Below are 25,346 nucleotides of genomic sequence, written 5' to 3' on the forward strand. Positions count from 1 at the left end.
AAAATAGAAATTTGTACGTAATTATAGAGCTTTTAAGGCAAACTTGATTAGTTGTTCAACTGTTAATTCTCCATTATTTTTATTCAATTCCTGATCCAATACCTTCTCGGCCGCATTACGAGCAAATCCAAGCATTACAAGTGCAGAAAGCGCCTCGTCCTTAACTGTTTTACTTACAGGCACAACAGTTAAAGTATCAGGGCCTTCTTTGCGCAGTTTGTCCTGCAGCTCCAATATTATGCGCTGTGCCGATTTGGGACCTATGCCTTTTATGCGTTGAATTAAAGCAACATTGCCGCTAACAATGGCTGCCTGTATTTCGGAAGGGGTAATTGATGATAACATCATTCGCCCTGTATTTGGCCCTATGCCAGATATGGATACCAGGTGTAAGAACAAGCGGCGTTCACCATCATCGGCAAAACCGTATAGTGTAAGCGCATCCTCTTTTACGTACTGCCAGATAAATAGTTTACAATTTTCTATATCACCTAGCCTGGAATATGTATTTAACGATATATTAATGTGATAGCCTATGCCTCCGGCGTCCACAACTACATGCGAAGGGCTTTTGAATACCAGTTTACCACTAATATAATCGTACATTTTTATTATTTGCCTTTAAATTTACTAAAAATACCTGTTGATTTACTAACGTTGGCCTTCGATTGTGCATCAACAACCGCAATTGTTATCATATTTACAATTTCACGAACCGAACTGCCGAGCTGTAATACATGTACAGGCTTTTTCAGTCCTAATAATATAGGGCCAACGGCCTCAGCACCACCAATTTCCTGGAGCAGTTTGTACGCGATATTTCCCGACTCCAGGTTAGGAAATATCAGTGTATTGGCCGGCTTACCATTTAACGTAGAGAAGGGGAAATTATCGGCCAGTAAGTCGGAGTTTAGTGCAAAGTTGGCCTGCATATCGCCATCAACAACCATGTCAGGATATTGCTTATGCAGTATCCGTACAGTTTCGCGGGTTTTTTCGGGAATAGGGCCCTCATTTGAACCAAAGTTTGAATAAGACAGCATCGCTACTCTTGGATCTATATTAAACTGTTTAACGGATCGTTCAATAAGTACGGTAATATCAACCAGCTCCTGTACCGTTGGATTTTCATTTACCGTAGTATCGCCAAAAAACACAGGGCCTTTCGCAGTTATCATCATATACATACCTGCAACCCGGTTTACACCATCTTCGGTACCAATAATTTGCAGCGCAGGTTTAATAGTAGGCACGTAATTCTTGGTCAATCCGGATATCAACGCATCTGCCCTGCCAAACTGAACCATACAGGCACCGTAGTAATTACGGTCGATAAGCATTTTCCGGGCCTCAAATAAGGTAACCCCCCGGCGCTGGCGTTTCTCATACAGAAAGTTGGCATACTCCTCCATATTCTCACAACCCGCGCGCGGATCAATGATCTGTACATCGCCAAGGTCAAGATCATTCTCGCGCATGATCTGTCTTATCTTATCCTCGTTACCAAGTAAAATAGGTGTGGCTATCCCCTCTTCTTTTACAATCTGAGCCGATCTTAAAATTTTATAATTATCGGCCTCGGCAAAAACCACACGTTTAGGGTTTTGCTTGGCCTTGTTGGTAAGGTTACGCAGCAATTTATCATTAGTGCCCAGCCTTGTCCTTAGTTCTTCATGATAAGCCTCCCAATCAGTAATTACTTTACGCGCTACACCAGAATCAATAGCAGCTTTGGCAACAGCAGCTGATACCTCCACAATCAATCGCTGATCCATGGGTTTTGGGATGATATAATCTTTTCCGAATTTAAGATTGGTGGTATTATATGCCAGGTTAACCGCTTCCGGAACCGGTTTCTTAGCCATTTCTGCAATAGCGTGAACGGCGGCTATTTTCATTTCCTCATTGATGGCAGTAGCCCGCACGTCAAGCGCCCCCCTGAAAATATATGGGAAACCCAGTACGTTGTTTACCTGGTTGGGATAATCTGAACGACCGGTTGCCATAATGATGTCTTCACGGGCGGCAGTTGCCAAATCATAATCAATTTCGGGCACAGGGTTGGCCATGGCAAATACAATAGGTTTTTTAGCCATAGACTTCAGCATATCGGGCGTAACCACGTTTGCTGCCGAAAGACCCACAAAAACATCGGCATTCTTCATGGCATCGGCCAGATTTTTGATATCGGTGCGGTCGGTAGCAAACTCTAACCGGATATCGTCGAGATCTGTACGGTCGGGAGTTAACAAACCGTTAATGTCAAACATCACCAGATTTTCTTTTTTTACTCCTAACGAAAGGTACATTTTTGAGCATGATACCGCGGCGGCTCCCGCCCCGTTAACTACCATCCTTATTTTATCGAGCTTTTTGCCCTGTATCTCGCAAGCGTTCATCAACGCGGCTCCTGATATGATGGCTGTACCATGCTGATCATCATGCATTACCGGGATATTCATTTCGGCTTTAAGCCTGCGCTCAATCTCGAAACAGGTTGGCGCCGATATATCTTCCAGGTTTACACCGCCAAAAGTAGGCTCAAGCGCTTTTACGATGTTTACAAACTCATCTACACTTTTGGCATTTACTTCCAGGTCAAATACATCTATATCGGCATATATCTTAAACAACAGCCCTTTTCCTTCCATCACCGGTTTACTGGCTTCCGGGCCGATATTACCTAAACCCAATACCGCGGTTCCGTTGCTGATAACAGCCACCAGGTTACCTTTAGCGGTGTATTTATATACGTCCTCCACATTATCGGCAATACGAAGGCAAGGTTCTGCCACGCCCGGCGAATAGGCCATGGTTAAATCACGTTGCGAATTAGTAGGTTTGGTAGGTACTACCTGTATCTTTCCCGGACGGCCTTGGGAGTGGTAGTTTAAGGCATCCTGTTTACGATTGTTCTTGTTCATCTCTAAAAATTCAAGCGCCTAAAATTACAATTCTTTTTATGGTAAGCTGCATAAAAAAGCCTGGTTTTGATAAGTTTCAAAACCAGGCTTTTCATAGCAAAAGGAACTTTTTTATTTGAGGTCTTCTCGTAGTGTTCACGTTCACACCACCGTGAACGTTCGTGAACATGCATGAACACTTGACAATCAACCGTTTAATTTTTAACGTACTGACAAAACATCGTCACCATCTATATAACAGGGTCTGCCGTTGTTTTCTTTACAAGACTTTTTTGGATTTTTGACCAACCGGGGCATTAGCCGATGGTTCATCGCCGTTGGTTACTTTAATGGTTACACCTACAGGAGCCCTGTTACTTTTCAAATGGTTCCAAACTTTCAGGTCCTGCACCTCCACCCCATATTTATCAGCAATTCCGGCTAATGTTTCGCCCCGCCTTACTTTGTGGCGGCTTGGCATCCGGCGCTCGGGTTTATTTTCTGAATAGACAGCATAAACGGCTTTAGGCTCAGATGGGATCGCATCGCCCGGAGTTCCGTTTAATACGTTATACAGCGCCGCGTAATTTTCTTTGGCAACCTGCGGCAAGATCAGTCTGCGTGGTGAGTTGTTGCTGCCGTTTACAATCAACCGCCTATAAGCGGGATTGAGTATGGCCAGCTCGCTCACATTTATTTTTAATGCCTGGGATACGTTACTAAGCGATACATATTTTTTCACCATAACGGTATCTGTCTTAGTAGCAAAATTACAAGCCTGCGGAACAATGTTATGCTTATTGTAATAATTCATTACATAGTTCATGGCTATAAAAGCAGGCACATACCCACGGGTTTCGGAAGGCAAATATTGGCGTATGCTCCAAAAATCAGTGGTACCCGCTTTTTCAACAGCGCGCTCCACATTACTTTTGCCGCAATTATAGGAAGCAATTGCCAGCAGCCAATCGCCAAATTCCTGATAAGCATCTTTTAAATAGGCCGCCGCCGCATAAGTTGCTTGTATAGGGTCGCGGCGCTCATCAACATAACTGTCAATATCAAGCCCGTATAATTTACCTGTAGTGAACATAAATTGCCACGGCCCCGTAGCGCCAACTCTTGACACCGCGTTAGGGTCAAGTTTTGATTCTACAATGGACAGGAATTTTATTTCCTCGGGTATACCGGCATCATGAAAAGCTTTTTCATAAATGGGGAAGTAGTATTTTGAAAGCCCGATCACCTGTCCCATCTCATCGCGGTTTTGCATGTACAAATCAATATACGTTTGTACATACTCGTTATACTCCAGGGGAATATCCTTACTGATAGAATCTAAGCGGCGCTCATAAATACCTCTTAAAGGCTTAGGAGCGGCCGGTTGATTAACTGTCTGAACCTGACGTATTGTAGTGTCGAGATAGTTAGTTAACCATTGAAAATTTGATGAAGAAAATGAATTTGCGTGAACAATTTGCAATGATAAAAGGCAGATGGTAAGCGTAAATAGTTTCTTCATTCTTTAGGGATTAAATTAACAGAAGAGCATAGCCAAAGCAGGCCATTTTACTAAATTATTAATTTTTTTAAAGTTCGAGGAAATATTTTGAAAAATTCAATAGTTCCTGTTCGTTAAAATGCTTGGTTAATAATTGTAATCCTAACGGCAAACCTTTACTATTATTGCCCGCAGGCAGCGAAATAGCCGGCGCACCTGTTAAGGAGGCTTGTACGGTAAAAATATCAGCAAGGTACATCACTATCGGATCTTTTTCTTCAGTACCTAATTCAAATGCAGGTTCTGGAGCGGTAGGGATCAAAATAAAATCATATTCGCTCAATATCTGATCTGTTTTTTCCCTGATCAGGCGGCGTACCTTTTGAGCTTTGGCATAATAGGCATCATAGTAGCCTGCACTAAGCACAAACGTACCCAGCATAATACGGCGTTTTACTTCTTTACCAAAGCCTTCGGAACGTGAGCGTTTATAGGTAGACTGCAGATCATCCGCCGCTGGACTGCGGTAGCCATAATGTACCCCGTCAAACCTGGCCAGGTTTGATGATGCCTCGGCCATGGCCAAAATGTAGTATGCCGGCACCAGATAATCTAATTGTTCAAATGCGATAGGATCTACGGTGTGGCCTTCGTTACGTAGTTTATCAATGTATTTTGACAGGGTATCCTTTACCTCGGCATCAACCCCGGGGCTTGACAAGGCTTCCTGTAAATAGGCTATCTTCTTTTTACCCGGCTTTTCAATATGGTTTGAAAATGCCGGAACTTCTTTTTGGGCCAGGGTACTATCATACTCATCGGGACCGGCCATTACCTCCAGTAACAGGGCGGCGTCTTCTACCGAATGGGTGATAGGACCAACCTGGTCAAACGACGAAGCGAAAGCTATAATGCCATGCCTTGAAATACGGCCGTAGGTAGGTTTTAACCCAATAACACCGCAAAAAGATGCCGGTTGCCTTACTGACCCCCCGGTATCGGTGCCAATAGCGGCATGACACATATTGGCCTGTACAGCAACTGCCGAACCACCGGACGAACCTCCGGAAACGCGTGTTTCATCGGCCTGGTTTTTTACCGGGCCATAATAGGATGTTTCATTGGTACCCCCCATTGCAAATTCATCGCAATTGCAGCGGCCAATAATGATCACATCTTCGGCCAGCAAGCGTTCAACAATGGTTGATGAATAAATGGAAGTAAAGCCCGTTAATATTTTGGATGAGGCACTCACCTTGTGCCCTTTATAGCATATGTTATCTTTTATGGCGATAACCATACCGGCGAGTTTACCGGCTGTACCATTTTTTATGCGGTTATCAATATCTTTTGCGCTGGTTAATGCTTCCTGTTCAAATACCTCATTAAATGCGTTTAAATGAGCATTTTTCTCAATCTGATCCAGGTAACCTTTTACAAGTTCTTCAACTGTAATTTCCGCACGTTGCAACCCACTCCTTATTTCACTTAAAGAGGAATAAAATTTAGCCATGGGGCTAAAATAAAAAACTTATCTGTTGAAATAAGAAATAATTCAACAGATAAGTATATATACCTAAAAAAAGCAATAAACTGAATATAACCCGGCAGTACTGAAAGTATTAAGCCTTTGGTTTTTCTTCGGTTGCTGAAGTATTATTTTCTCCGTTTTGCGCGTCTTTAAATTCTTTAACGCCTTTTCCTAAACCTCGCATTAGTTCAGGTATTTTTTTACCGCCAAACAATAAAAGTATTGCAATGATGATCAGAATAATTTCTGGTGCGCCTAATCCACCCATGATTTTTAAGTTTTATGTATGTTAATATTATTTTATGACTTGTATTCTTCGTGTTCTGTTTTTGTAGGTTCTGAATCTTTTTTGGTAAGGTCAATATGACTTTCTTTTACCGGCTCCGGTTCAGTACTTACGTAATTATCCGCAACAGGGATTGTATTGGGTACACTATTAGCGTAGGGCGTAGTATACTCGGTTTCACTTTCTTCGGTAAGTGAAGCTGAAGCTTCGTCCTCGGTTTTATTTTCAATGAGCGGTGTTTCCTGAACCTTGGTTTCTGTCTTTTTTTCTTCGTAATTATTGATCTGGTTATTGATCTCACGTTTAACATCATCAGAGGCATCTTTAAAATCGCGGATGCCTTTGCCTAAACCACGTGCCAGCTCGGGTAGCTTATCGCCACCAAAAAGCATTAATGCTGCAAAAAGTATCAGTACCATCTCGCTCGTACCAATATTTAAAAATAAAAAAACTGAACTTAGCATAGCATTTTATTTAAGGTTACAAATATAAACAATTAAAATTTCATAAAGTTCATAACTAATTAGTTAGGCGCCAGCCATATTTTAGGGTTATTAGGGTCTTTTACTTTATAAACCTCAAAGTGAACCACCGTTTCTCCTGTCGACGAATCGGTAGCAACGGTACCCAAGGACTGCTTGGTGGTAACTTTTTGTCCCCGTGCAACACTAACCGACCGTAAATTGGCATATACCGTAAAATACTCGCCATGTACAATCATTACCAAATATGTACCGCTTACATCAACTACCCTCACCACTGTACCATCAAACACGGCCCTTACCGAACTGCCCGGGTTAGTCCTGATGTCAACCCCCGTACTTTCACTTCTTATGCCTTCGGGCGTGGTGTAAACACCAAATCCCTGGGTTATCACTCCATTGGCAACCGGCCATGGTAAACGGCCGCGGTTACCTAAAAAGTCGTTCGACAGCTTTGCCGCCTCTGGCGTAGCATTCAGCGCGCTCGATTCGCTACGTGGAGCAGCGGGCTTAGTAGCAGCTACCGGTACCGGCCTGTTCTCGGCCTTTGCTTTTGCCGCTGCTATTCTTGCGGCTTCTTTAGCTTCAGCTTCGGCCCTTCGCCTGGCCTCCTCAATTTCGCGACGGATGGTTGATGCAATCTCCCGGTTGGTTTTGGCTATTTTTGCCTGAACCTCGCGCTGTTGTTGCTTTAATTGGCCCTGATGTTGTGATAAATCGCTTACCACTTTTACCTGGTTATTTTTCTCTTTACCAAGTGTTTCTTTTTCTTTCTGCTGATCTGCCAGCAAAGTACTTTTTTCCTGTTTGGTTTTATCAAGCTCGTTTATTTTTATATGCAGGTCTTTTTGTGTTCCCTGTATATAACCAGCCTGCCGTTCACGGTAAGTACCAAACTGTTGTAAATATTTTAAACGTTTATAGGCCTGGTTAAAATCCTTCGAAGCAAAAATAAACATCAGCTTATTGTAAGCGCTTTGATTACGGTATGCAAAAAGCACCATAGCTGCATATTCCTTTTTGAGCTGATCGAGCTGGTTTTGTAAACTATGTACGGTATTATTGCTCTCAGAGATTTGATTATCCAGATTTCTTACCTCAGAGTTTATAATATTTATTTTTTCTTCCCGCAGATTGATCTGTGCTTTTAGCAGGCTCAACTGTTTTAAAGTAGCTCTTTTATTTTGAGCGGTTTCCTGATAATCTTTATTTAATTGCTCCAGTTCATCAGATAATTTGTCACGTCTCCGTTTTAATTCGGCACTGCTTTGAGCATGCACATCAACCGCAACAAATACCGCTATTATAAAGAATACTACTTTTAGAAATTTCATCAAACAAACATAATTAATTATTTGGCCGGTTCGTAACTGGCAGGGATACTGAATGGATATTCCTGCTGTACATCAAAATCGGCCTTTGTATAATGCAAATTAACCTGTATTTTTTTATCTTTTACTACTGATGCGATATCTATTTGCGATGGTATTACACGATTTGTTGCTTGTATAAAAGTATTATTAATAACCTGTAATGATTGTCCGACGTTTTGATTGGACAAATTTGTTTGCGTAACTTTTAAATCAGCCCCTAAAACTAATTTATATAATAAATCTTCAAGCGTACCGCTTAGTACCGTGTTTCCGTCGGTATTAGCAAGATCAGATTTTTCGTTCAGTAATTCCGGCACCGCGTTACCTATCAATAATGATTCGAGCGTTTTATAGTTAACCTGGCTGCTTGCATATTTATATACATAGTCGAAAGGTTTTCTTAAGTATACTCCCTGTAAACGGTTAATCAGTAAAATACTGTCGGGAGTGATCAGCGCACGTGCCGCCTCAACACCCAGAATAGCGGTAATAGAAACCCAGATCCTTTTATCGCGCTCGATGCGTATGTTGAGCGTAACATCGTTACTGTTACCATTAATATCTAATTTGGTTTTGGCTTTACCTGCAAACGTATTAAAGTTTACCTGCTTTGCCCGTATAGCGGTAAGCATGCTGCTTACTTTATTATCAGCCGGCTTTGCAGCCGAATCTGCTTTACGGGTAACCAATACCTGTTTTCGTGCCTTACAGCTTACCATAACCAGCAGGCAGCAAACTATAAGTAACTTATTCAATATATTTTTTTTCATTTATTTTACGCTCTAATACGGGCGAATGATTACCATATTCCTTTGCCTTTTTCCAATTTTGTACGGCGGTATCTATGTTACCAAGATAAAACAGAATATCGCCATAATGTTCATACTTGGCCGAACTATTATCCTTATCATGCGCCAGGGCCTTCTCCATCCATACCTTTGCCTCAGCGTATTTTTTTTGCTTAAACAATACCCAGGCATATGTATCCTCAAACGATGCCATATTTGGCTGAAGCTCATTTGACCGGGCCGACATTTGTGCCGCTTTATCTAAAGCTTCACCTCTTAACGATAAATAGTAAGCATAATTGTTTAATGTAAATGCATTATCAGGATTATAACTTAATGCCTTATCATAGGCCGCGTCTGAGTTTTTATTATCGTTAATACCATGGTAACAATCGCCCAGTAATGAAAAGCTTAGCGAAAGTAAATCCTTATCCTGAATTTCTAATGAAGTTGCATTTTTGGCGTAACCTAAAGCTTTTTTCAAATCTTTTTTTTGTGCCCAGGCCACGCCTACCATATAATTCATCCACCCCTGGTTAGGAAATAATGAAAGCGCATTTTCGCCGTCTTTAATGGTGGCTTCCATATCATTGTCGCTTAATTCTAACCGCACCAGCTGTTCATGCACTGCATAAACCTGCGCGTTAAGCTCAATTGATTTTTTGTAAGCCGCCTTTGCCTCCTTAAACTTTGTGCTTTGCAGCAGCATGTCGCCATAAATAGCATAGGCTTTGGCATCTGCAGGGTGGGTAACGGTTAATATACGGCTCAGTTCAAGTGCGCTGGCTTTGGCATTTGGGTCGGGAAACTTGGGGAAATAACCCGCGATGATCCTTATTTTTTGATCAATATTGATATCGCTGTTTGAAAACGCGAGGATAAGCTCATTGTAAGAGGCATCTACGTTTTTTTTATCCCGATAAATATCGGCAAGCGCCAAATGTACCATGCCGTTGTTACTATCCTGCTTTTCGGCCTGTTGCAAAACCTTCAGGGCCTTATCGGCTAACCCGTTTGAATTGTAAATTTCGGCAAGTAACAAGTAGTAACGCATTTGGCCGGGGTTGTCAGCTATGGCCTTTTCAATTTCGGCGGCGGCCTGGTCAACCTTGCCCTGCTTTAGGTAAATTTTTTGGCGGCTGGCTAAAATATCATCGCTTGGACCGGTAATCTGCTCCAGTTGATTGTACACTTTAAGCGCATCGTCATATCTTTTTAAAATAAGGTATGCGTTTGCTTTATCAAAGTAATAATCGGGTTTATCCGGATTGATCCTGATCAGCTGATTAAATACATTTTCGAGCTTGGTAATATTATTGCTTTTTTCATAGCTATCGGCAAGCGCGGCCCAATACCATTCATTATCGGGTTTAAGAGTTACTGCTTTCTCAAGCAATGGCTGTGCGGTACCATAATCGTTTTGCTGCTTTTTAAGATTGGCAAGCTCATACATGGAAGCATCATTTGCCGGATCGGTTTTCAGCACCCGTTCAAACATTTCGGTAGCCAGCTTAGTATTTTCAATGGTTTTTTCGCGCAATGCCGAAAAGAAAAGCTGCTTTACCATGATACTATCAATACCGGTCATGGGCTTGCTTTCAGGTTTCTGGGCATGCGCACATATCGCCAAAAGATTAGATACAACAAATAAGATTGCCGCCGTGCAACTGATGCCCGCCTTAATCCTGCTTTTGCTATATCTTAACTTCTGGTTGTTCATGTGTCTTTACCCCTTTCCCTTGCTCTTTAGCTTTATTTAACAGCTGTATGGCCAAATCCGCCTTCGCCACGAGTGGTATCATTTAAGATCTCCACTTCTTCCCAATTCACTTTTTCGTGCCGGGCAATTACCATCTGGGCAATGCGGTCGCCCGGATTGATCTCAAATACCTCTGTAGAAAAATTGATCAGTAATACTTTAATTTCCCCGCGGTAATCAGCATCAATAGTGCCCGGTGAATTTACAATACCTATACCATGTTTAAACGCTAAACCGCTGCGTGGTCGTATCTGGGCTTCAAAACCTTCAGGCAGTTCAATGAACAAACCTGTGGGGATTAGTTTGCGTTCCATTGGTTTTAACTCAACGGTTTCCTTCACGTCTGCCCGCAAGTCCATCCCTGCCGCGTGAGCGGTTTCATAGGCAGGCAAACTATTTTTTGATTTGTTAATTATACGGATGGTCATTTTTTCCTGAATATAATTTTTAATTCATTGCGTTCAAAATAATAAGCTGCTGATACAAATAACAGCAAAAGCCCATTACCAATAAATATATTTCGTTTAAATACTGTAAATGATAAAAATACCAGCACAACTGATGCTACAATATAAGCCAGGTTCTTTTTAAGATTATAGGGTATCGGATAATTTTTTTGTCCCCAAATATAAGATAGTACCATCATGGTTGCATAAGCCCCAAACGATATCCATGCCGAAGCCATATAGCTGTATTTAGGAATGAATATCCAGTTTAACAAAATGGTCAAAACTGCTCCTATACCCGATATATACAAGCCATATTTAGTCTGATCAGACAGCTTGTACCAAACAGAAAGGTTCATATAAATGCCCAGGCTTAAATACCCAAACAATAACGGGGGTACAACGCCTAAGCCAGACCAGTACACATTATGTACTAAATGATGGTTAATTTCCCTGGTTTCTTTACCAACAATAAGATAGGCTAAAATATCAACATTGGCCACCAGGCCTACACAAATAACTGCAACGGTAATTACAAAGTAGTTCATAATACGTGCATAGGTTTCACCCGAATTTTTATTTTTAGCATGACTAAAAAAGAAAGGCTCGGCCCCTAACCTGAATGCCTGAACAAAAATGCTCAGGAACAAGGCTATTTTGGCACACATACCATAAATCCCTACCTCCTGATCACTAATATTTTGCGGCAGCATTTGCTTTAGCATAGCCTTGTCCAGCGACTCATTAATAATAAAGGAAATATTGGCAACAAGTACCGGCCAGCTGTAAACAAACATGTCCTTAAACATCGTACCATCAAATTTAAGCTGGAGCTTTAATATTTCTGGTAGTAGTAAGAAAATAGTAAGTACACTGGCAATAGTATTTGATAAGAAAACATACCCAACCCATTTCGGTCTGTACCACCCTGCAATCCACTGGCTACCAGGCAATTGGTGCCCGATGATATAAGGTATACCAAAAAGAAAGAACACGTTAAAAAATACAACGATAAAAATATTAAGGCACTTGATTGTTCCAAATCTTATCGGGCGCCCGTCTGCCCGCATTTTCGCAAATGGTATTACACAAAACGCATCGCATACTAATATAATCAGGAAGCACTTTACATAAAAGGCATAATCGGAATGGTCTTTAATTTCGCCTGCTTGCAAAAAACTGATAATAGGATTTAAAAGCAGCAGGGAAAACAGCAAAAATACCACCGAAATAGCAATGATCGCCCCGAAGGCATTATTGTAAACCAATTGCTTATTATCCTCACGTTTTTGCAGGTACCGGAAAAATGTGGTCTCCATACCAAATGCCAAAACAGCATTAATAATAGAGGCATAACCGTACATAGCAGTAAAAATACCGTTGCCGCCCACCGGCAATGCACGAGAATAAACAGGGGTAAGCGCAAAAGCGATCATCCGGGAAATGATAGTGCTTAAACCATATATGGCGGTTTGCCCGGCGAATTTTTTTGCGGTAGACAATGTTGTTGTATGGGGTAATTTTAATAATAAAACCTATAAAATTACAGGCTTCTTTTTACGACCTCAAAATTACGATAGTTTTTCAATTCGCCCTCATGGGTTTCAACAGAAGTTACCTTGGCGTCGTCGGGTCCTTCATTACACCAGTCCATGAACATTTCGAGCGTGGTATCGTCTGCTTCGGCAGCTATAAAAACATCTCCGTTGGATTCATTCTTTACAAAGCCCCTGACGCCAAGTTGATCGGCAACGGCTTTGGTTGATTTACGGTAAAAAACGCCCTGAACTTTGCCCCTTACAATGATATCGAGATGTTTGATCATTTAATTTGAAAATTATACTGCAAATATCCGAAAATGCATTAAAAATCTGATAAATCATAATCGATGAATTACCATTTTCAAATCGGCAAATTTCCAATTAAATTAACCTGCGCACTTTTGTTTCAGGGGTTATCTTCAATCCGTCCAAACCGGTTATGAGGTTAAGTCCCGGCGTTTTACCTGGTTCCAGGGTACCTTTTTCGTCGTCTATTCCTAAAAATTTAGCGCCATTCACAGTACCCCATTCAATAAGCTTTTCGGTACTTATTGACGGAAACTTTTTTTGGACGGTGCGCATTTCACTTAATATGCAAAGACTGCTGTTTGATGCCAGGCTATCGGTACCTAATGTAATGTTAAAGCCCTGATCAATAAAGAGCTGTATTTTAGGCAGGCGGTTTTCAATGTATAAATTGGCATTGGGGCAAAAACACCAGTTTATTTTGCGGTCAAACCGTTTTATAAAGTAAATGTCTTTTAAATTGGTGCAGGTATTATGTACCAGCAAAACCTGCTGTTTATTAGTTAATAATGGTATTATAGACTGCAGGGAATTGCGTGCCTGGGGTTTAAAGTGGCTTATATCAATACCAAAATGTTTATATAGTTCAATAAAGCCACCTAATTTATAACGGTAAAACTTATTTTCGTCTTCGCATTCCTGGTTATGTATACTGATCAGGTTTTGCTCCGCATCACTGTGTTTCCTGATAAGTTTAAATAATTCTTTTGACACAGAATAAGGCGCGTGGGGCGTAATGGAACATGATTGAGGTTTAAATTCGCTCAATAACTCCATTGCCTTATTAAAAATCGCTTCGGCATTCTGCGGTAAGAAGCTAAAAGTTTCAACAAAAGTATGGTAGTATAACTTACTGGCTGCCTTAACAGGAATGCTTAAATTGCTGTTTGAAATATCGCCAACAGCTACAATTCCATTAGCGTACATTTCCTCATCGGCCTTTTGAATAGCATCCGTTACTTGTTTATTATCAGCATCTCTGAAAGTCTGTATATCTTTTATAAAATCCACTAAACCGCCCCGCGGCTGTATTTTATCTTTAAGGTGCGATAGCTCTATATGGCAGTGTGTATTTACAAACCCCGGGCAAATAACACCGCTTAACTGCTCAATTGGGCCATCAGGAGGGTTGTTTTGATCTGTAACTGCAATAACCCTACCCTGGTCATTAACAGTAACTATTCCATTTTTAATAGGATCGGCATAAACTGGAAAAACGTAATCGGCTCTAAAACTTTTCATTAATTATATCACTTTTATCTATCTCAAAACGTTTTTCTTTAAAACAACCATCCCACAAAATTATTACAATTAACCTATAGTTATGTTTTTTTATCATTTAAAAGAATGACTTTAAAATAAGACAGATTTTTTTAAATTTAAGTACTTTTGCACTGTGAATAATGCAAAAGATAAAATAGACATCCGCAGCATCAGCCTGGAAGCCTTGCAGGAGCATTTTATCCGTATGGAGGAAAAAAGTTTCAGGGCTAAACAGGTTTATGAATGGCTTTGGAAAAAATCATGCTTCTCTTTCGACGAAATGAGCAATATTTCTAAAGAACTGCGCACCAAACTTAACGAGAACTTTGTTATTAACAACGTTAAAATAAATTCATCACAGGTTAGTGCTGATAAAACTATAAAAAATTCTTTTATTTTACACGATACTCATTTAATTGAGGGTGTTTTAATACCAACTCCCGGTAGAATGACAGCTTGTGTATCATCGCAGGTTGGCTGCAGCCTTACCTGCAAGTTTTGCGCAACCGGATATATGGAACGTAAAAGGAACCTGAATCCTGACGAAATTTATGACCAGGTTGTATTAATTGATAAGCAAGCCCGTGAAAACTACGGCGTACCTTTATCAAACATTGTATACATGGGTATGGGCGAACCGTTGCTTAATTATGCCAATATGCTGAAGTCTGTTGAACGCATTACCGCGGAAGACGGCCTTAACATGTCGCCTAAAAGGATTACGGTATCAACTGCGGGCATAGCCAAAATGATCAAAAAACTGGGCGACGATCAGGTAAAATTTAACCTTGCCCTTTCGTTGCACGCTGCTAACGACGAAAAACGAAATACCATCATGCCTATTAATGAGCAAAATTCATTAAAGGCCCTGGCCGAGGCTCTGAAATATTATTACGCCAAAACCAAAAATCCGGTAACATACGAATACATTATTTTTGATGGGGTTAATGATAATATTCAGGATGCTATGGAACTTGCCAAATTTTGCAAACACCTTCCCTGCAAGGTAAATATCATTGAATATAACCCTATTGCCTTTGCCAGCTACATTAATGCCGGCGAAGATAAAGTAGAGGCTTTTGCTGCCTACCTGCAAAAACAAGGTATTAATACTCACTTGCGCCGTAGCCGGGGTAAGGATATTGACGCGGCCTGCGGGCAATTGGCTATAAAAGAAAAAGCCAGGGTTGCCGAAGTTTAAAAAATCCGTATTAAATTCAGGGCATGAAATTGCTGCGTGGTTATCTTGCCGATTTTGTTTCATTGCTTTTTCCTGAACTGTGACCGGCTTGCCAGGCAAGCCTTATAGCCAATGAACATATCATTTGTTTGCATTGCAGCTACAATTTACCTTACACCAATTTTCATTTACAGGCGGGCAATATTGTGGCGCAGCAGTTTTATGGTAAAATTAATGTGGAGGCTGCCTATGCCCTGTATTATTTTAGCAAAGGCGGCAAGGTGCAGAACCTGATGCACCACTTTAAACATAAGGGTATGCCACAAATAGGCAATTTGCTGGGTAATATAGCCGGTGCTCAATTAAAAGGAAACGCCATTTTTAACAGCACCGATCTGATCGTTCCGGTGCCATTGCATAAAAGCCGGCTTAAAGAACGCGGCTATAATCAAAGTTTGTGCTTTGCTACCGGGCTGGCACAAAAATTAAACGCGACGGTTGAAGATAATAACCTGCAAAGAGTTGTTGCGACAGCAACACAAACCCATAAATCGCGCTTTGCGAGGTTTGAGAATATGCGGGAAGTATTTGTAATTAAACAACCCGAAAGATTAATGAACAAACATATTTTACTGGTTGACGATATCATTACAATCGGTTCAACATTGGAAGCCTGTGGTCTCGAGCTGCTAAAAATACCCGGATTGAAACTGAGTATTGCTACAATTGCCTATGCACAGTAAGGGAAATTCTAAAATGGCTGTTTGTCATCCTAAGGTACGAAGGATGTATTCGGCGATTAGATTCTTCACTACGTTCAGAATGACAAGTTGGTAAATTAAACAAAAGTAAAGCGATCAAAATCCGAAATCGAACATCCGAAATCCCCAAATATCTTACTGGTGCTGGTACCGGCTTAATTTATCGTACAGCGATTTAGGGTCAAATGGCTTTAATATAAAATCGTTCATGCCGGCGTTGCCTATTTCGCCCATTTGGTTACTGAGCATAGATGCGGTTAAGGCTATGATGGGCAGTTGCTGAAAATATGGTTCGGGTTTGGCCCGTATAATCTGAGTAGCCTCCAGCCCTCCCATTTCGGGCATGTGGATGTCCATTAATACCACGTTATAGGTACGGTTTGTTTCTATTTTATTAATAGCTTCGATACCGTTTTCGGCAAAATCGGCATCAGCACCCCATTTTTTCAGTATTTTATTTATTAATAACCGGTTTATCTGATTATCATCTACTACCAAAACACTTATTTTCAGGCCGTCTTCCACGCTGTTGTTGTTACTGTTTAAATAATTATCCGCTTTATTAAAAGTTATGGTAAACCAAAAAGTTGAGCCCTGGCCCGGCATACTATCAACATTTATTCTTGAATCATGCAATTCAATTAAACGCTTGCTGATAGCCAGACCCAAACCAGTTCCGCCATACTTTCGCGTAATATCGGGTTCGGCTTGCTTAAACTGCTCAAATATGGTATTCAGTTTATCGCCGGCGATACCTATCCCGGTGTCTGAAACTGAAAACCGTATCCGTACATCCTTTTCACTTTGCTGAATAACTTTCAGATCAATATTAACCCCGCCTTGCTCTGTAAACTTAACTGCATTACCTACCAGGTTCAATAATATCTGGCACAACCTGGTACGGTCGCCTATTACCATTGATGGTACGGAGTGGTCAATACTGTGGCTAAGATAAATATTTTTTTCATCGGCTTTATACCGCATTGATGTGGTAATACTCTGAATAAGCTCGTACATATCAACCTTTGCCTTTTCAAGCTCAATATTCCCGGTTTCAATTTTAGTAAAGTCAAGCACATCGTTGATCAGTGTCATTAAATTCTCTGCCGAAAACCTGAGTATCCCGAGGTTCTCCTTTTGCGATTCGAGCGGATTATCTTCCAGTAACAAGTGCGACATACCAATAACCGCATTAAGTGGTGTACGTATTTCATGGCTCATTACCGATATAAACATATCCTTCGCTCTGCTTAGCTGCAAGGCCTCTTCCTTAGCCAGTATCAGCTCAATTTCTGCTTTCTTTTTGGCGGTTATATCAATAATTACTTCAATATATTTGTCAACATTGCCGCTGCTGTCAATAATTACCGAATTAATGACCGAAATCCATAACGGTTGTCCGTCCTTCCGGTAAATGAGCAGGTCAACCTCAAATGATTGTTTATTTTTAGAAAGCTCCCTGGCTTTTTGAATGCTGGCAACATCGGTAAGTTCTCCTTTAAGTACATCGCCAAGGTGATTATTCCTAACCTCAGTTATATTATAGCCAGTAATTTGCTCAAAAGCTTTATTTACCCACTCAACTTTCCCGTTATTATCATTAATTACAACGCCGCTGGTTGTACTACTGGCCACCAATGACAAGAGCGTAAGCTGGCTTTCTGTTTTTTTGCGTTCCGTAATATCAACCATTACGCCAATTTGCCGGTCAACTTTACCAGTTTCGTTGAATAAGGGGCTATTGGACAAAAATACCCAGCATGGGGTGCCATCTTTTTTATATATTTTTATTTCAATCTCATACGACTTATTTTCCTTAACTGCTTTTACAGCACTTTCAAACACAGCAAGGTCAGTATCTTCGCCAATAAGCGTTGTACCCATCACTTTTCCTTCCAGTTCGGCAAACGAGTAACCAATAATTTTTTCAAGCGCCTCGTTCATCCATAATATCTTGTTCTGGTCGTCTCGTATAAAAATGCCGCTTGGCGATTTTCTTGCCGCGAATGATAAGATTTCCAGATCAAGCTCAATTTTTTTACGGGATGTTATATCTATGATAACCCTTATGAATTTATCTATCTCCCCTTCCTTATTTCTGATTACGGAGTTAATAACAGTTATCCATATAGGAGTACCGTCTTTTCGGTTCATCGAAAGTTCAACCTCGTACGATTCCTTTTTTTGTATCGATGCGTCTAACTTTTCAGTTGCCACCCTATCAAAAGGCTTACCTTTTAATGTGGCAGCAAGGTGTTTATTTTCAACATCGGCAAGGTTATAGCCCGTAATATTTTCAAATGCTTCATTTATCCATACCACCTTGTCGTCAACGTTACTTATAACAACACCATTGCCTACTTTGCTGGCTACTAATGATAGTTGTTTAAGTTCCTTTACAACCTGTTTCTGATAGGTTACATCCCTGCCGCTGGCAAACCATTTATTGTCTTTAAATACAGCCGACCAACTTATCCATTTTAAAATATGATCGGGGGTGAAAACAGGGGTTTCAAAATTGAATTTATCCTGACTGCCCAAACCTTCTTCTATTGTCCGCAGGAACATTTCCTTTTCTTTCTCCCTGAAAAAATCCCATATCGGTTTCCCGGTAACTTCATTCGTGTTATAACCTAAAACCGGTTTAACAGATTGATTTATGCGTTCAATTTGAAAATCGTGATTTAAAATACAATGAATATCGGGAGAGCTGTCAAAAAGTTCATGAAACTCCTTGTGTACCGCCAGGCTTTCTTCAAGGTCGCATTTTTGTTTACGCAGTATAAAGTGCGACATAACCTCATCGGCCAGTATCCGTAAGGCATCCCGTTGCTCGGGGCTGAGCAGGTGGGGCACGGTGTCAATAACACAGAGTGATCCTAAATGATATCCGTCCGGATCAATTAACGGCGCTCCGGCATAAAACCGTACATTTTGAGTAGTAACAAAAATGTTATCCTTAAAAGTATCATCCTGTAGCGTGTCTTCTATTTCCAGGATATCATCATTGAGGATGGTATGGTTGCAAAAAGCGCCGGCACGGGGAATTTCACCCATGCCAGCGCCAAATTTCGATTTAAGCCACTGCCTGTCGGCATCAATTAAAGTGATGAAAGCACCAGGCACATTACATATATAAGATGTAAGGCGGGTAATAGCATCATACTCCTTTTCGGGTAATGTATCTAATACATGGTATGACCGCAGGGCTGCTAAACGCTCTTTTTCTATTATTGAATTTTCCTGCTGCCTGATAGCCATTTATTAATCCGAGCTGTTCTCTCTGTACAAAGGGTAGTCGTACATCAGCTTGTGGACCTTTTTACGTATTTTTTTCAAAGAAGGTTCATTTTCCGGATCGGTAATTACTGCATCTATCAATTCAACTATATGATCCATCTGTTTCTCCTTCATCCCGCGTGTAGTGATGGCTGCTGTGCCCACACGTATACCTGAGGTTACAAAAGGCGATTTATCATCATAAGGCACCATATTTTTATTAACAGTAATGTCTGCAGTTACCAATGCATTCTCTGCGGCTTTTCCAGTAATATTTTTATTACGCAGATCTATCAGCATTAAATGGTTATCAGTGCCGCCCGATATAATTTCATAACCGCGCTTAACAAAAGCTTCGGCCATGGCATTGGCATTCTTTTTAACCTGTACTATATATTTCATGTAGCTTTCGCTCAAAGCCTCGCCAAAAGCTATTGCTTTTGCAGCTATGATGTGCTCAAGCGGGCCACCCTGGGTACCAGGAAAAACAGCCATATCCAGTAATGACGACATCATCCTTACTTCGCCTTTTGGTGTTTTTATACCGAACGGGTTTTCAAAATCTTTACCTAATAAGATCAAACCACCACGCGGACCGCGCAATGTTTTATGTGTAGTGGTAGTAACGATATGGCAATGCGGCAGCGGATCGGTCAATAAACCACGGGCTATAAGCCCGGCCGGGTGCGAAATATCGGCCAACACCAAAGCGCCTACCTTATCGGCAACTTTACGTATAAATTCATAATCCCAATCACGTGAGTAAGCCGAAGCACCGCAAATGATCAGTTTTGGTTTTTCTTTTAGCGCTACTTTTTCCAGTTGTTTATAATCAACCAAACCGGTTTCTTTAACTACTCCGTAAAAATGCGGCTCATATAATTTACCTGAAAAGTTAACGGGCGAACCATGTGTTAAGTGTCCCCCATGCGACAAATCAAATCCTAATATTTTATCGCCCGGCTGAAGAACAGCCAGCATCACTGCTGCGTTTGCCTGAGCGCCCGAATGAGGCTGCACGTTTGCCCACTCGGCATTAAATAATTGTTTAGCTCTCTCAATAGCGATGGTTTCAATTTCATCAACTACCTGGCAACCGCCATAATAGCGTTTTCCTGGTAAACCTTCGGCGTATTTATTGGTTGCAACAGATCCTGCCGCTTCCATAACCTGCCGGCTCACAAAATTTTCAGACGCTATAAGCTCAATGCCTTCTTCCTGGCGTTGCTGCTCTTCATCAAGTAGCTTAAAAATTAATTTGTCTCTTTTCATTATATGTAATTAAAAACGGCGCTAAGTTAGCCAAAAAAATAGATTTGAGACGTTAGATATGAGATTTGAGCCCAAAAAATTACTTATTAATCAGTTATAAATGAACTACAAAGCTTCTGCAATCCCTGTCTCAAATCTCATATCTGATTGCTTATATCTCCCTGGGCGATATCCAGAAATTATTATAGCCAAGCCCTACCTGTATATCTATCAGTTCCTGTTGCAGCATTTCTAAAACGGCCAAAAAGTTATATACAAAATGCACTTTGTTTTCCGACTCTTTGGCTATAGCTTTAAAATCAAGCATTTTATTAATCTTTAGCAAGTCAGCAACGGCCTGTTTTTGTTTTTCGATGGTGTATGGATACTGAACAACGGTATGCTTTACTTCTTCGCTTCGGTTAAGATAGTTGCGCATCAGGCGTTCGTGCACCATCATCAGTTTGTATAAACTCAACTCTGATAATTCTTCGCCGGGATGTGTAACCTTTTCTACCTGTTCCAGGTCCTGTTTAATATTGCCCCGCTTTTCCTGTTTAAACCGTTCATCCTCATAAGGGCGCAATTCATCGCACAGCTCCTTAAATTTTTTATACTCAATCAGTTTCCTGATCAGGTTCTCTTTGGTATCGGCTTCATCACCCGCTTCTTCAGCATCATAACGCGGAAGCAGCATTTTAGCCTTGATCCGCATCAGCGTAGCTGCCACAAAAATAAACTCACTGGCCAGCTCCATATTAAGGCTGGTCATTTGATGTATATAGTTCAAAAAGTCATCTGCAATTTTGGCTATAGGTATATCATGTATATCCAGCTCATCTCTTTCAATAAAAAAAAGCAGCAGATCAAACGGACCTTCAAACTGTGGTAATCTTATGGCAAAGCTGTCGTCGGTCATAAATGTGATTCAAAAGTAAGATTTTTTGGCATCAAGTATTAAGATGTTTCATGGCTTGCGAAAATAAATACGGCAGTCTTGATACTTACTCAAAACAATTAATACAATTATATGTCCTGTATTTATAAATAAATACCTTACTTTGTAGGTTAAACATCCTTTAAAAATGTCAATGCAGGTACCGGCCGGGGATTTATTACAAAAAATTAACTATCCATCTGATTTAAAGCAACTTAATGAAGACCAGCTTGAACAGGTTTGCCAGGAACTTCGCCAATATATTATTGATGTAGTGTCAGTAAATGGAGGCCATTTCGCAGCAAGTCTGGGTGTAGTTGAACTAACAGTCGCACTTCAATATGTACTAAACACACCTTATGACCAGCTGGTTTGGGATGTTGGACACCAGGCTTATGGTCATAAAATACTTACCGGCCGCCGGGAAGCTTTTCATACCAACCGTATATATAAAGGCATAAGCGGTTTCCCAAAACGATCAGAAAGTGAATATGATACCTTTGGTGTAGGTCACTCATCCACGTCCATATCGGTAGCGCTGGGTATGGCTGTAGCATCACATTACAAAGGCGAAAAAGACAGGCAGCATGTAGCTGTTATTGGAGATGGCGCTATGACCGCGGGGATGGCTTTTGAAGCGCTGAACCACGCGGGTATTGAAAACTCAAATCTGCTGGTGATCCTGAATGATAATAACATGTCTATCGATCCCAATGTAGGCGCGTTAAAAGAATACCTTACCGATATTGCTACTTCGAAACCTTACAATCGTTTCAGGGATGATATAGCCCATGTACTGGCAAAACTTTCGGCCATAGGTCCGGATGCTTTTAAAATAGCGCAAAAGATTGAGAAAAGCGTAAAGGGCACTTTATTGAAACGCAGTAACTTTTTTGAAGCATTAAAGTTCAGGTACTTTGGCCCTATTGACGGACATGATGTAAACCACCTGGTGAGAGTTTTAAAAGACCTACGGGATATACCGGGCCCCAAATTGTTGCATTGTGTTACGGTTAAAGGCAAAGGTTATGCCCTGGCCGAAAAAGACCAGACCAAGTGGCACGCGCCCGGCTTATTTGATAAAATTACCGGCGAAATTAAAAAAACCAAATACGATAAGCCACAACCGCCAAAATATCAGGACGTATTTGGTCACAGCATTATTGAGCTGGCCGAACAAAACCCTAAAATTATGGGCATAACCCCTGCCATGCCTTCAGGGTGCTCTCTTAACCTGATGATGAAAGCTATGCCAACACGTGCTTTTGATGTGGGTATAGCCGAGCAGCACGCAGTAACATTTTCGGCAGGATTGGCGACACAGGGTTTAATACCTTTTTGTAATATATACTCCAGCTTTATGCAACGGGCGTATGACCAGGTTATACACGATGTAGCCATACAAAAGCTCAATGTGATATTTTGCTTAGACAGGGCAGGCCTTGTAGGAGCCGATGGCCCTACACATCATGGTGCTTATGACCTGGCTTTTATGCGCTGCATACCTAACATGACGGTATCATCACCCATGAACGAAGAAGAGCTGCGTAACCTGATGTTTACCGCTCAGCAAGACAACATGGGTCCGTTTGTAATCAGATACCCCCGCGGCAGCGGTGTAATGGTTGACTGGCAACGTCCATTTAAGGCTATCCCAGTTGGTAAAGGACGCAAAATATGCGACGGTGATGATGTAGCCATTTTATCAATTGGCGCTATAGGCAACGAAGTGGTGAAAGCCACCGCTGATCTGAATGCCGAAGGCTATTACCCTGCACATTATGATATGCGTTTTGTAAAACCGCTTGATGAGGCTTTATTACATGATGTGTTTCAAAAATTCGACAAGGTTATTACAGTAGAAGATGGTTGCCTCGAAGGCGGAATGGGAAGCGCCATAATTGAATTTATGACAGATAATGGCTACCATAAAACCCATGTAAAACGCCTCGGTATACCCGACAAAATAATTGAACATGGCGAACAACCTGAGCTTTGGGCCGAATGCGGTTTTGATGCTAAAAGCATTGCTGAACAAGTTAAAAACTTAGGTGCGAAACGAAATACGCACACCATAGCATCATAAATAAATTAGTGAGTGGTTGATTGAGTAAGTGATTGGTTTGGAACCTAACTACCCACTTAATTAACCACTCACCTCTCTTTAATGAGCCTTATAGCTGGCCAAATCATTATAAATACTGCGGAACGAGCTGCGTATACCAAAAGTGATCATTCCTGTTTTATCATGAAACTGACTGTTCTTTTCAAAGCGGTAAATACCTCCCAGCTCAAGGCGCAGGTTGTATTTGGGGTTTAATAAATAAGCCGCTTTAGCTTCAAGATAAATCATGTTAGTAGTAAGGCCCTGCCCGGTGTAGTTGCCAAATTCTCTTGCGGGGGTAATATAATCCAGAAAAAGATCTTTACCATAGTTTAAATTATCGGTGTTCAGGCCATAATGCCCATAATCTGCCTCGAATGAATAATCAAACCGTTTATAAGAATAGTTTAACAAGCCAACAACTTCGCGAAAGTTTGCGCCCCAGGGATGTGCTAAAGGCTCGCCATTTTCGGCATAATTAAGTACCGAACTGCGTTCCGAAAAAGTATAGGGTTTTACATTATTAGTTTCAAGCAAATAGTTTAACCCCGTTACGTTAAGCAGATTAGCTCCCCTGAAACCTAATTGCCAGCCATATTTATTACGTGAACTGCCGCTGCTTGAGAAAAACCTATTAGACTCAAACTCGTCAAGTAAAAACTGGCCATAGGCTGTGATGCCATCGGTGAGTTTATATTTACCGGTAAAGCCTAATAGTGCGTTATCCGGCGAACCATTTGATGCTTCGAGTGGCCTCAAAAATATTACAGGGTTTATATAAGTAAAATCAAACCCGCGAACATGACCTGCATTATCTTTAGCGCTCCATATTATAGAATCGAAGAAACCTAATGAAAGACGGTTGCTCACATTCCAGTCGAGATAATGGAACACACCATATTTCTTCCTATCGCCATCATCTACTTTAATTGATAAAGGATCATTAAAATAGGCCCACATGGCCATGTATTTTACATTACCAAGCGTAGCTGTTAATTTAAAGAACGGATATGGCGAGGCATAATCAGATAAAAGCACGGAGCGGTAACCGTCACCTATAAATGTTTTATCGCGGCCAGCGGTTAAATTCAGATATTTGTTTGGCGTATAGGATACCAATGCTGTGATGTACGACCAGCGATATTCGTTACCGTAAATACCGGCATAAGCCTGGCCGTGGGCGATACCGGTTTGGTTGGTATAAGTAGCCAAATAACCCGGCAGTACCGCTCTGTTTTCATACGCGCTGACATTATATGAGAGTTTGTTGCCGAAGGTACCGCCAAGTTGCAAGCCAAGTGTGCCAAAATTAGTGTTCCGCTTACCCTCAAAGTCGCGGCTCAGGTTAAAGTCGGGTAACAAATCGGTATAAAAGGTGTAATTCTCTCCTTTAACATCTATCTGGTGCTGGTTAAAGAACTTTCCCTTTGGCCCATCAATATTCATTAACGAATCGTAATGATATTTTATAAGGGAATCATCAGCAAAAAAAGGCTTTAATGAACTATGCACGCGTGTTTTGGTTGAATAAACATCGGCGTCAAGTTTTTGATAAAACTGGTATGAATACGGTTGATATACAGACTGCGCTTTTACAACCCCGCTTATTAAAAATAATAATATAATACTGGTAGATATTTTCCTCATGTGCAGAA

20 protein-coding genes are annotated in these 25,346 nt (G+C 41.0%); 3 read left to right on the forward strand and 17 right to left on the reverse strand.

Annotated elements, in window-relative coordinates; translation table 11 throughout:
• Window positions 1–21: 21 nt before the first annotated feature.
• From ruvA to SNE25_RS29810, 13 genes are all read right to left on the reverse strand, one after another.
• Complete coding sequence (gene ruvA / locus SNE25_RS29750; protein WP_321562640.1) at window positions 22–606, reverse strand: Holliday junction branch migration protein RuvA; 585 nt, start codon at window positions 604–606, stop codon at window positions 22–24.
• Window positions 607–611: 5 nt separating this feature from the next.
• The gene (locus SNE25_RS29755; RefSeq protein ID WP_321562641.1) at window positions 612–2,924 is read right to left on the reverse strand and encodes an NADP-dependent malic enzyme; all 2,313 of its coding nucleotides are present in this window, start codon (window positions 2,922–2,924) and stop codon (window positions 612–614) included.
• Window positions 2,925–3,183: 259 nt separating this feature from the next.
• Entirely contained in the window at window positions 3,184–4,425 is a 1,242-nt protein-coding gene (locus SNE25_RS29760) for a lytic transglycosylase domain-containing protein (protein ID WP_321562642.1), read from the reverse strand.
• A 67-nt stretch (window positions 4,426–4,492) separates the two neighbouring features.
• Window positions 4,493–5,917 carry an Asp-tRNA(Asn)/Glu-tRNA(Gln) amidotransferase subunit GatA gene (gene gatA / locus SNE25_RS29765; RefSeq protein ID WP_321562643.1) on the reverse strand — a complete coding sequence of 475 codons (1,425 nt, stop codon included), beginning with the start codon at window positions 5,915–5,917 and terminating at the stop codon, window positions 4,493–4,495.
• 109 nt (window positions 5,918–6,026) lie between these two features.
• Window positions 6,027–6,203, reverse strand: coding sequence for a Sec-independent protein translocase subunit TatA/TatB (locus tag SNE25_RS29770; RefSeq protein WP_321562644.1), 177 nt, complete (start codon window positions 6,201–6,203; stop codon window positions 6,027–6,029).
• A 32-nt stretch (window positions 6,204–6,235) separates the two neighbouring features.
• Window positions 6,236–6,685, reverse strand: coding sequence for a Sec-independent protein translocase subunit TatA/TatB (locus tag SNE25_RS29775; protein ID WP_321562645.1), 450 nt, complete (start codon window positions 6,683–6,685; stop codon window positions 6,236–6,238).
• Between the two features lie 59 nt (window positions 6,686–6,744).
• Complete coding sequence (locus tag SNE25_RS29780) at window positions 6,745–8,037, reverse strand: murein hydrolase activator EnvC family protein (RefSeq protein WP_321562646.1); 1,293 nt, start codon at window positions 8,035–8,037, stop codon at window positions 6,745–6,747.
• A gap of 17 nt (window positions 8,038–8,054) precedes the next feature.
• The gene (locus SNE25_RS29785; RefSeq protein ID WP_321562647.1) at window positions 8,055–8,846 is read right to left on the reverse strand and encodes a DUF4292 domain-containing protein; all 792 of its coding nucleotides are present in this window, start codon (window positions 8,844–8,846) and stop codon (window positions 8,055–8,057) included.
• Window positions 8,824–10,584 carry a tetratricopeptide repeat protein gene (locus SNE25_RS29790; protein ID WP_321562648.1) on the reverse strand — a complete coding sequence of 587 codons (1,761 nt, stop codon included), beginning with the start codon at window positions 10,582–10,584 and terminating at the stop codon, window positions 8,824–8,826. Before SNE25_RS29790 ends, SNE25_RS29785 begins: the two co-directional genes overlap by 23 nt.
• A gap of 32 nt (window positions 10,585–10,616) precedes the next feature.
• A complete protein-coding gene (gene dut / locus SNE25_RS29795; RefSeq protein WP_321562649.1) occupies window positions 10,617–11,051 on the reverse strand; it encodes a dUTP diphosphatase in 435 nt (144 codons plus the stop codon).
• Window positions 11,048–12,571: an MATE family efflux transporter gene (locus SNE25_RS29800; protein ID WP_321562650.1), complete on the reverse strand. Its 1,524-nt coding sequence runs from the start codon at window positions 12,569–12,571 to the stop codon at window positions 11,048–11,050. Before SNE25_RS29800 ends, dut begins: the two co-directional genes overlap by 4 nt.
• Window positions 12,572–12,612: 41 nt before the next feature.
• Window positions 12,613–12,894 carry an acylphosphatase gene (locus SNE25_RS29805; protein WP_321562651.1) on the reverse strand — a complete coding sequence of 94 codons (282 nt, stop codon included), beginning with the start codon at window positions 12,892–12,894 and terminating at the stop codon, window positions 12,613–12,615.
• 97 nt (window positions 12,895–12,991) lie between these two features.
• Window positions 12,992–14,158 (reverse strand): amidohydrolase family protein, encoded by a 1,167-nt coding sequence (locus tag SNE25_RS29810; protein ID WP_321562652.1) that lies wholly within the window; start codon window positions 14,156–14,158, stop codon window positions 12,992–12,994.
• A gap of 154 nt (window positions 14,159–14,312) precedes the next feature.
• Here SNE25_RS29810 and rlmN point away from each other — a divergent pair, with 154 nt between their 5' ends.
• The gene (rlmN, locus tag SNE25_RS29815) at window positions 14,313–15,380 is read left to right on the forward strand and encodes a 23S rRNA (adenine(2503)-C(2))-methyltransferase RlmN (protein WP_321562653.1); all 1,068 of its coding nucleotides are present in this window, start codon (window positions 14,313–14,315) and stop codon (window positions 15,378–15,380) included.
• A gap of 128 nt (window positions 15,381–15,508) precedes the next feature.
• Entirely contained in the window at window positions 15,509–16,102 is a 594-nt protein-coding gene (locus tag SNE25_RS29820) for a ComF family protein (protein ID WP_321562654.1), read from the forward strand.
• 153 nt (window positions 16,103–16,255) lie between these two features.
• Here SNE25_RS29820 and SNE25_RS29825 read toward each other — a convergent pair whose 3' ends face one another.
• The 3 genes from SNE25_RS29825 to SNE25_RS29835 all read right to left on the reverse strand — a co-directional run bounded on the left by SNE25_RS29825 (window position 16,256) and on the right by SNE25_RS29835 (window position 21,569).
• A complete protein-coding gene (locus tag SNE25_RS29825) occupies window positions 16,256–19,381 on the reverse strand; it encodes a PAS domain-containing protein (RefSeq protein WP_321562655.1) in 3,126 nt (1,041 codons plus the stop codon).
• Window positions 19,382–19,384: 3 nt separating this feature from the next.
• Window positions 19,385–20,671, reverse strand: a complete 1,287-nt coding sequence (glyA, locus tag SNE25_RS29830) for a serine hydroxymethyltransferase (protein WP_321562656.1) — start codon at window positions 20,669–20,671, stop codon at window positions 19,385–19,387.
• 151 nt (window positions 20,672–20,822) lie between these two features.
• Complete coding sequence (locus tag SNE25_RS29835) at window positions 20,823–21,569, reverse strand: segregation and condensation protein A (protein WP_321562657.1); 747 nt, start codon at window positions 21,567–21,569, stop codon at window positions 20,823–20,825.
• Between the two features lie 172 nt (window positions 21,570–21,741).
• Between SNE25_RS29835 and dxs the strand changes: the two genes are divergently transcribed.
• Window positions 21,742–23,673 (forward strand): 1-deoxy-D-xylulose-5-phosphate synthase, encoded by a 1,932-nt coding sequence (dxs, locus tag SNE25_RS29840; RefSeq protein ID WP_321566267.1) that lies wholly within the window; start codon window positions 21,742–21,744, stop codon window positions 23,671–23,673.
• Between the two features lie 78 nt (window positions 23,674–23,751).
• On the opposite strand, the gene SNE25_RS29845 is transcribed toward dxs, so the two are convergent.
• Window positions 23,752–25,338 carry a gliding motility protein RemB gene (locus tag SNE25_RS29845; protein ID WP_321562658.1) on the reverse strand — a complete coding sequence of 529 codons (1,587 nt, stop codon included), beginning with the start codon at window positions 25,336–25,338 and terminating at the stop codon, window positions 23,752–23,754.
• Window positions 25,339–25,346: the final 8 nt, after the last annotated feature.

Origin of the sequence: Mucilaginibacter sabulilitoris, from assembly GCF_034262375.1 — a bacterium.
Taxonomy (GTDB): Bacteria; Bacteroidota; Bacteroidia; order Sphingobacteriales; family Sphingobacteriaceae; genus Mucilaginibacter; species Mucilaginibacter sabulilitoris.

Bases quoted from the DNA above. Each gene is read 5' to 3' on its own strand.
- ruvA (WP_321562640.1), bottom strand. From the start codon at position 606: ATGTACGATTATATTAGTGGTAAACTGGTATTCAAAAGCCCTTCGCAT.
- SNE25_RS29755 (WP_321562641.1), bottom strand. From the start codon at position 2,924: ATGAACAAGAACAATCGTAAACAGGATGCCTTAAACTACCACTCCCAA.
- SNE25_RS29760 (WP_321562642.1), bottom strand. From the start codon at position 4,425: ATGAAGAAACTATTTACGCTTACCATCTGCCTTTTATCATTGCAAATT.
- gatA (WP_321562643.1), bottom strand. From the start codon at position 5,917: ATGGCTAAATTTTATTCCTCTTTAAGTGAAATAAGGAGTGGGTTGCAA.
- SNE25_RS29770 (WP_321562644.1), bottom strand. From the start codon at position 6,203: ATGGGTGGATTAGGCGCACCAGAAATTATTCTGATCATCATTGCAATA.
- SNE25_RS29775 (WP_321562645.1), bottom strand. From the start codon at position 6,685: ATGCTAAGTTCAGTTTTTTTATTTTTAAATATTGGTACGAGCGAGATG.
- SNE25_RS29780 (WP_321562646.1), bottom strand. From the start codon at position 8,037: ATGAAATTTCTAAAAGTAGTATTCTTTATAATAGCGGTATTTGTTGCG.
- SNE25_RS29785 (WP_321562647.1), bottom strand. From the start codon at position 8,846: ATGAAAAAAAATATATTGAATAAGTTACTTATAGTTTGCTGCCTGCTG.
- SNE25_RS29790 (WP_321562648.1), bottom strand. From the start codon at position 10,584: ATGAACAACCAGAAGTTAAGATATAGCAAAAGCAGGATTAAGGCGGGC.
- dut (WP_321562649.1), bottom strand. From the start codon at position 11,051: ATGACCATCCGTATAATTAACAAATCAAAAAATAGTTTGCCTGCCTAT.
- SNE25_RS29805 (WP_321562651.1), bottom strand. From the start codon at position 12,894: ATGATCAAACATCTCGATATCATTGTAAGGGGCAAAGTTCAGGGCGTT.
- SNE25_RS29810 (WP_321562652.1), bottom strand. From the start codon at position 14,158: ATGAAAAGTTTTAGAGCCGATTACGTTTTTCCAGTTTATGCCGATCCT.
- SNE25_RS29825 (WP_321562655.1), bottom strand. From the start codon at position 19,381: ATGGCTATCAGGCAGCAGGAAAATTCAATAATAGAAAAAGAGCGTTTA.
- glyA (WP_321562656.1), bottom strand. From the start codon at position 20,671: ATGAAAAGAGACAAATTAATTTTTAAGCTACTTGATGAAGAGCAGCAA.
- SNE25_RS29835 (WP_321562657.1), bottom strand. From the start codon at position 21,569: ATGACCGACGACAGCTTTGCCATAAGATTACCACAGTTTGAAGGTCCG.
- dxs (WP_321566267.1), top strand. From the start codon at position 21,742: ATGCAGGTACCGGCCGGGGATTTATTACAAAAAATTAACTATCCATCT.
- SNE25_RS29845 (WP_321562658.1), bottom strand. From the start codon at position 25,338: ATGAGGAAAATATCTACCAGTATTATATTATTATTTTTAATAAGCGGG.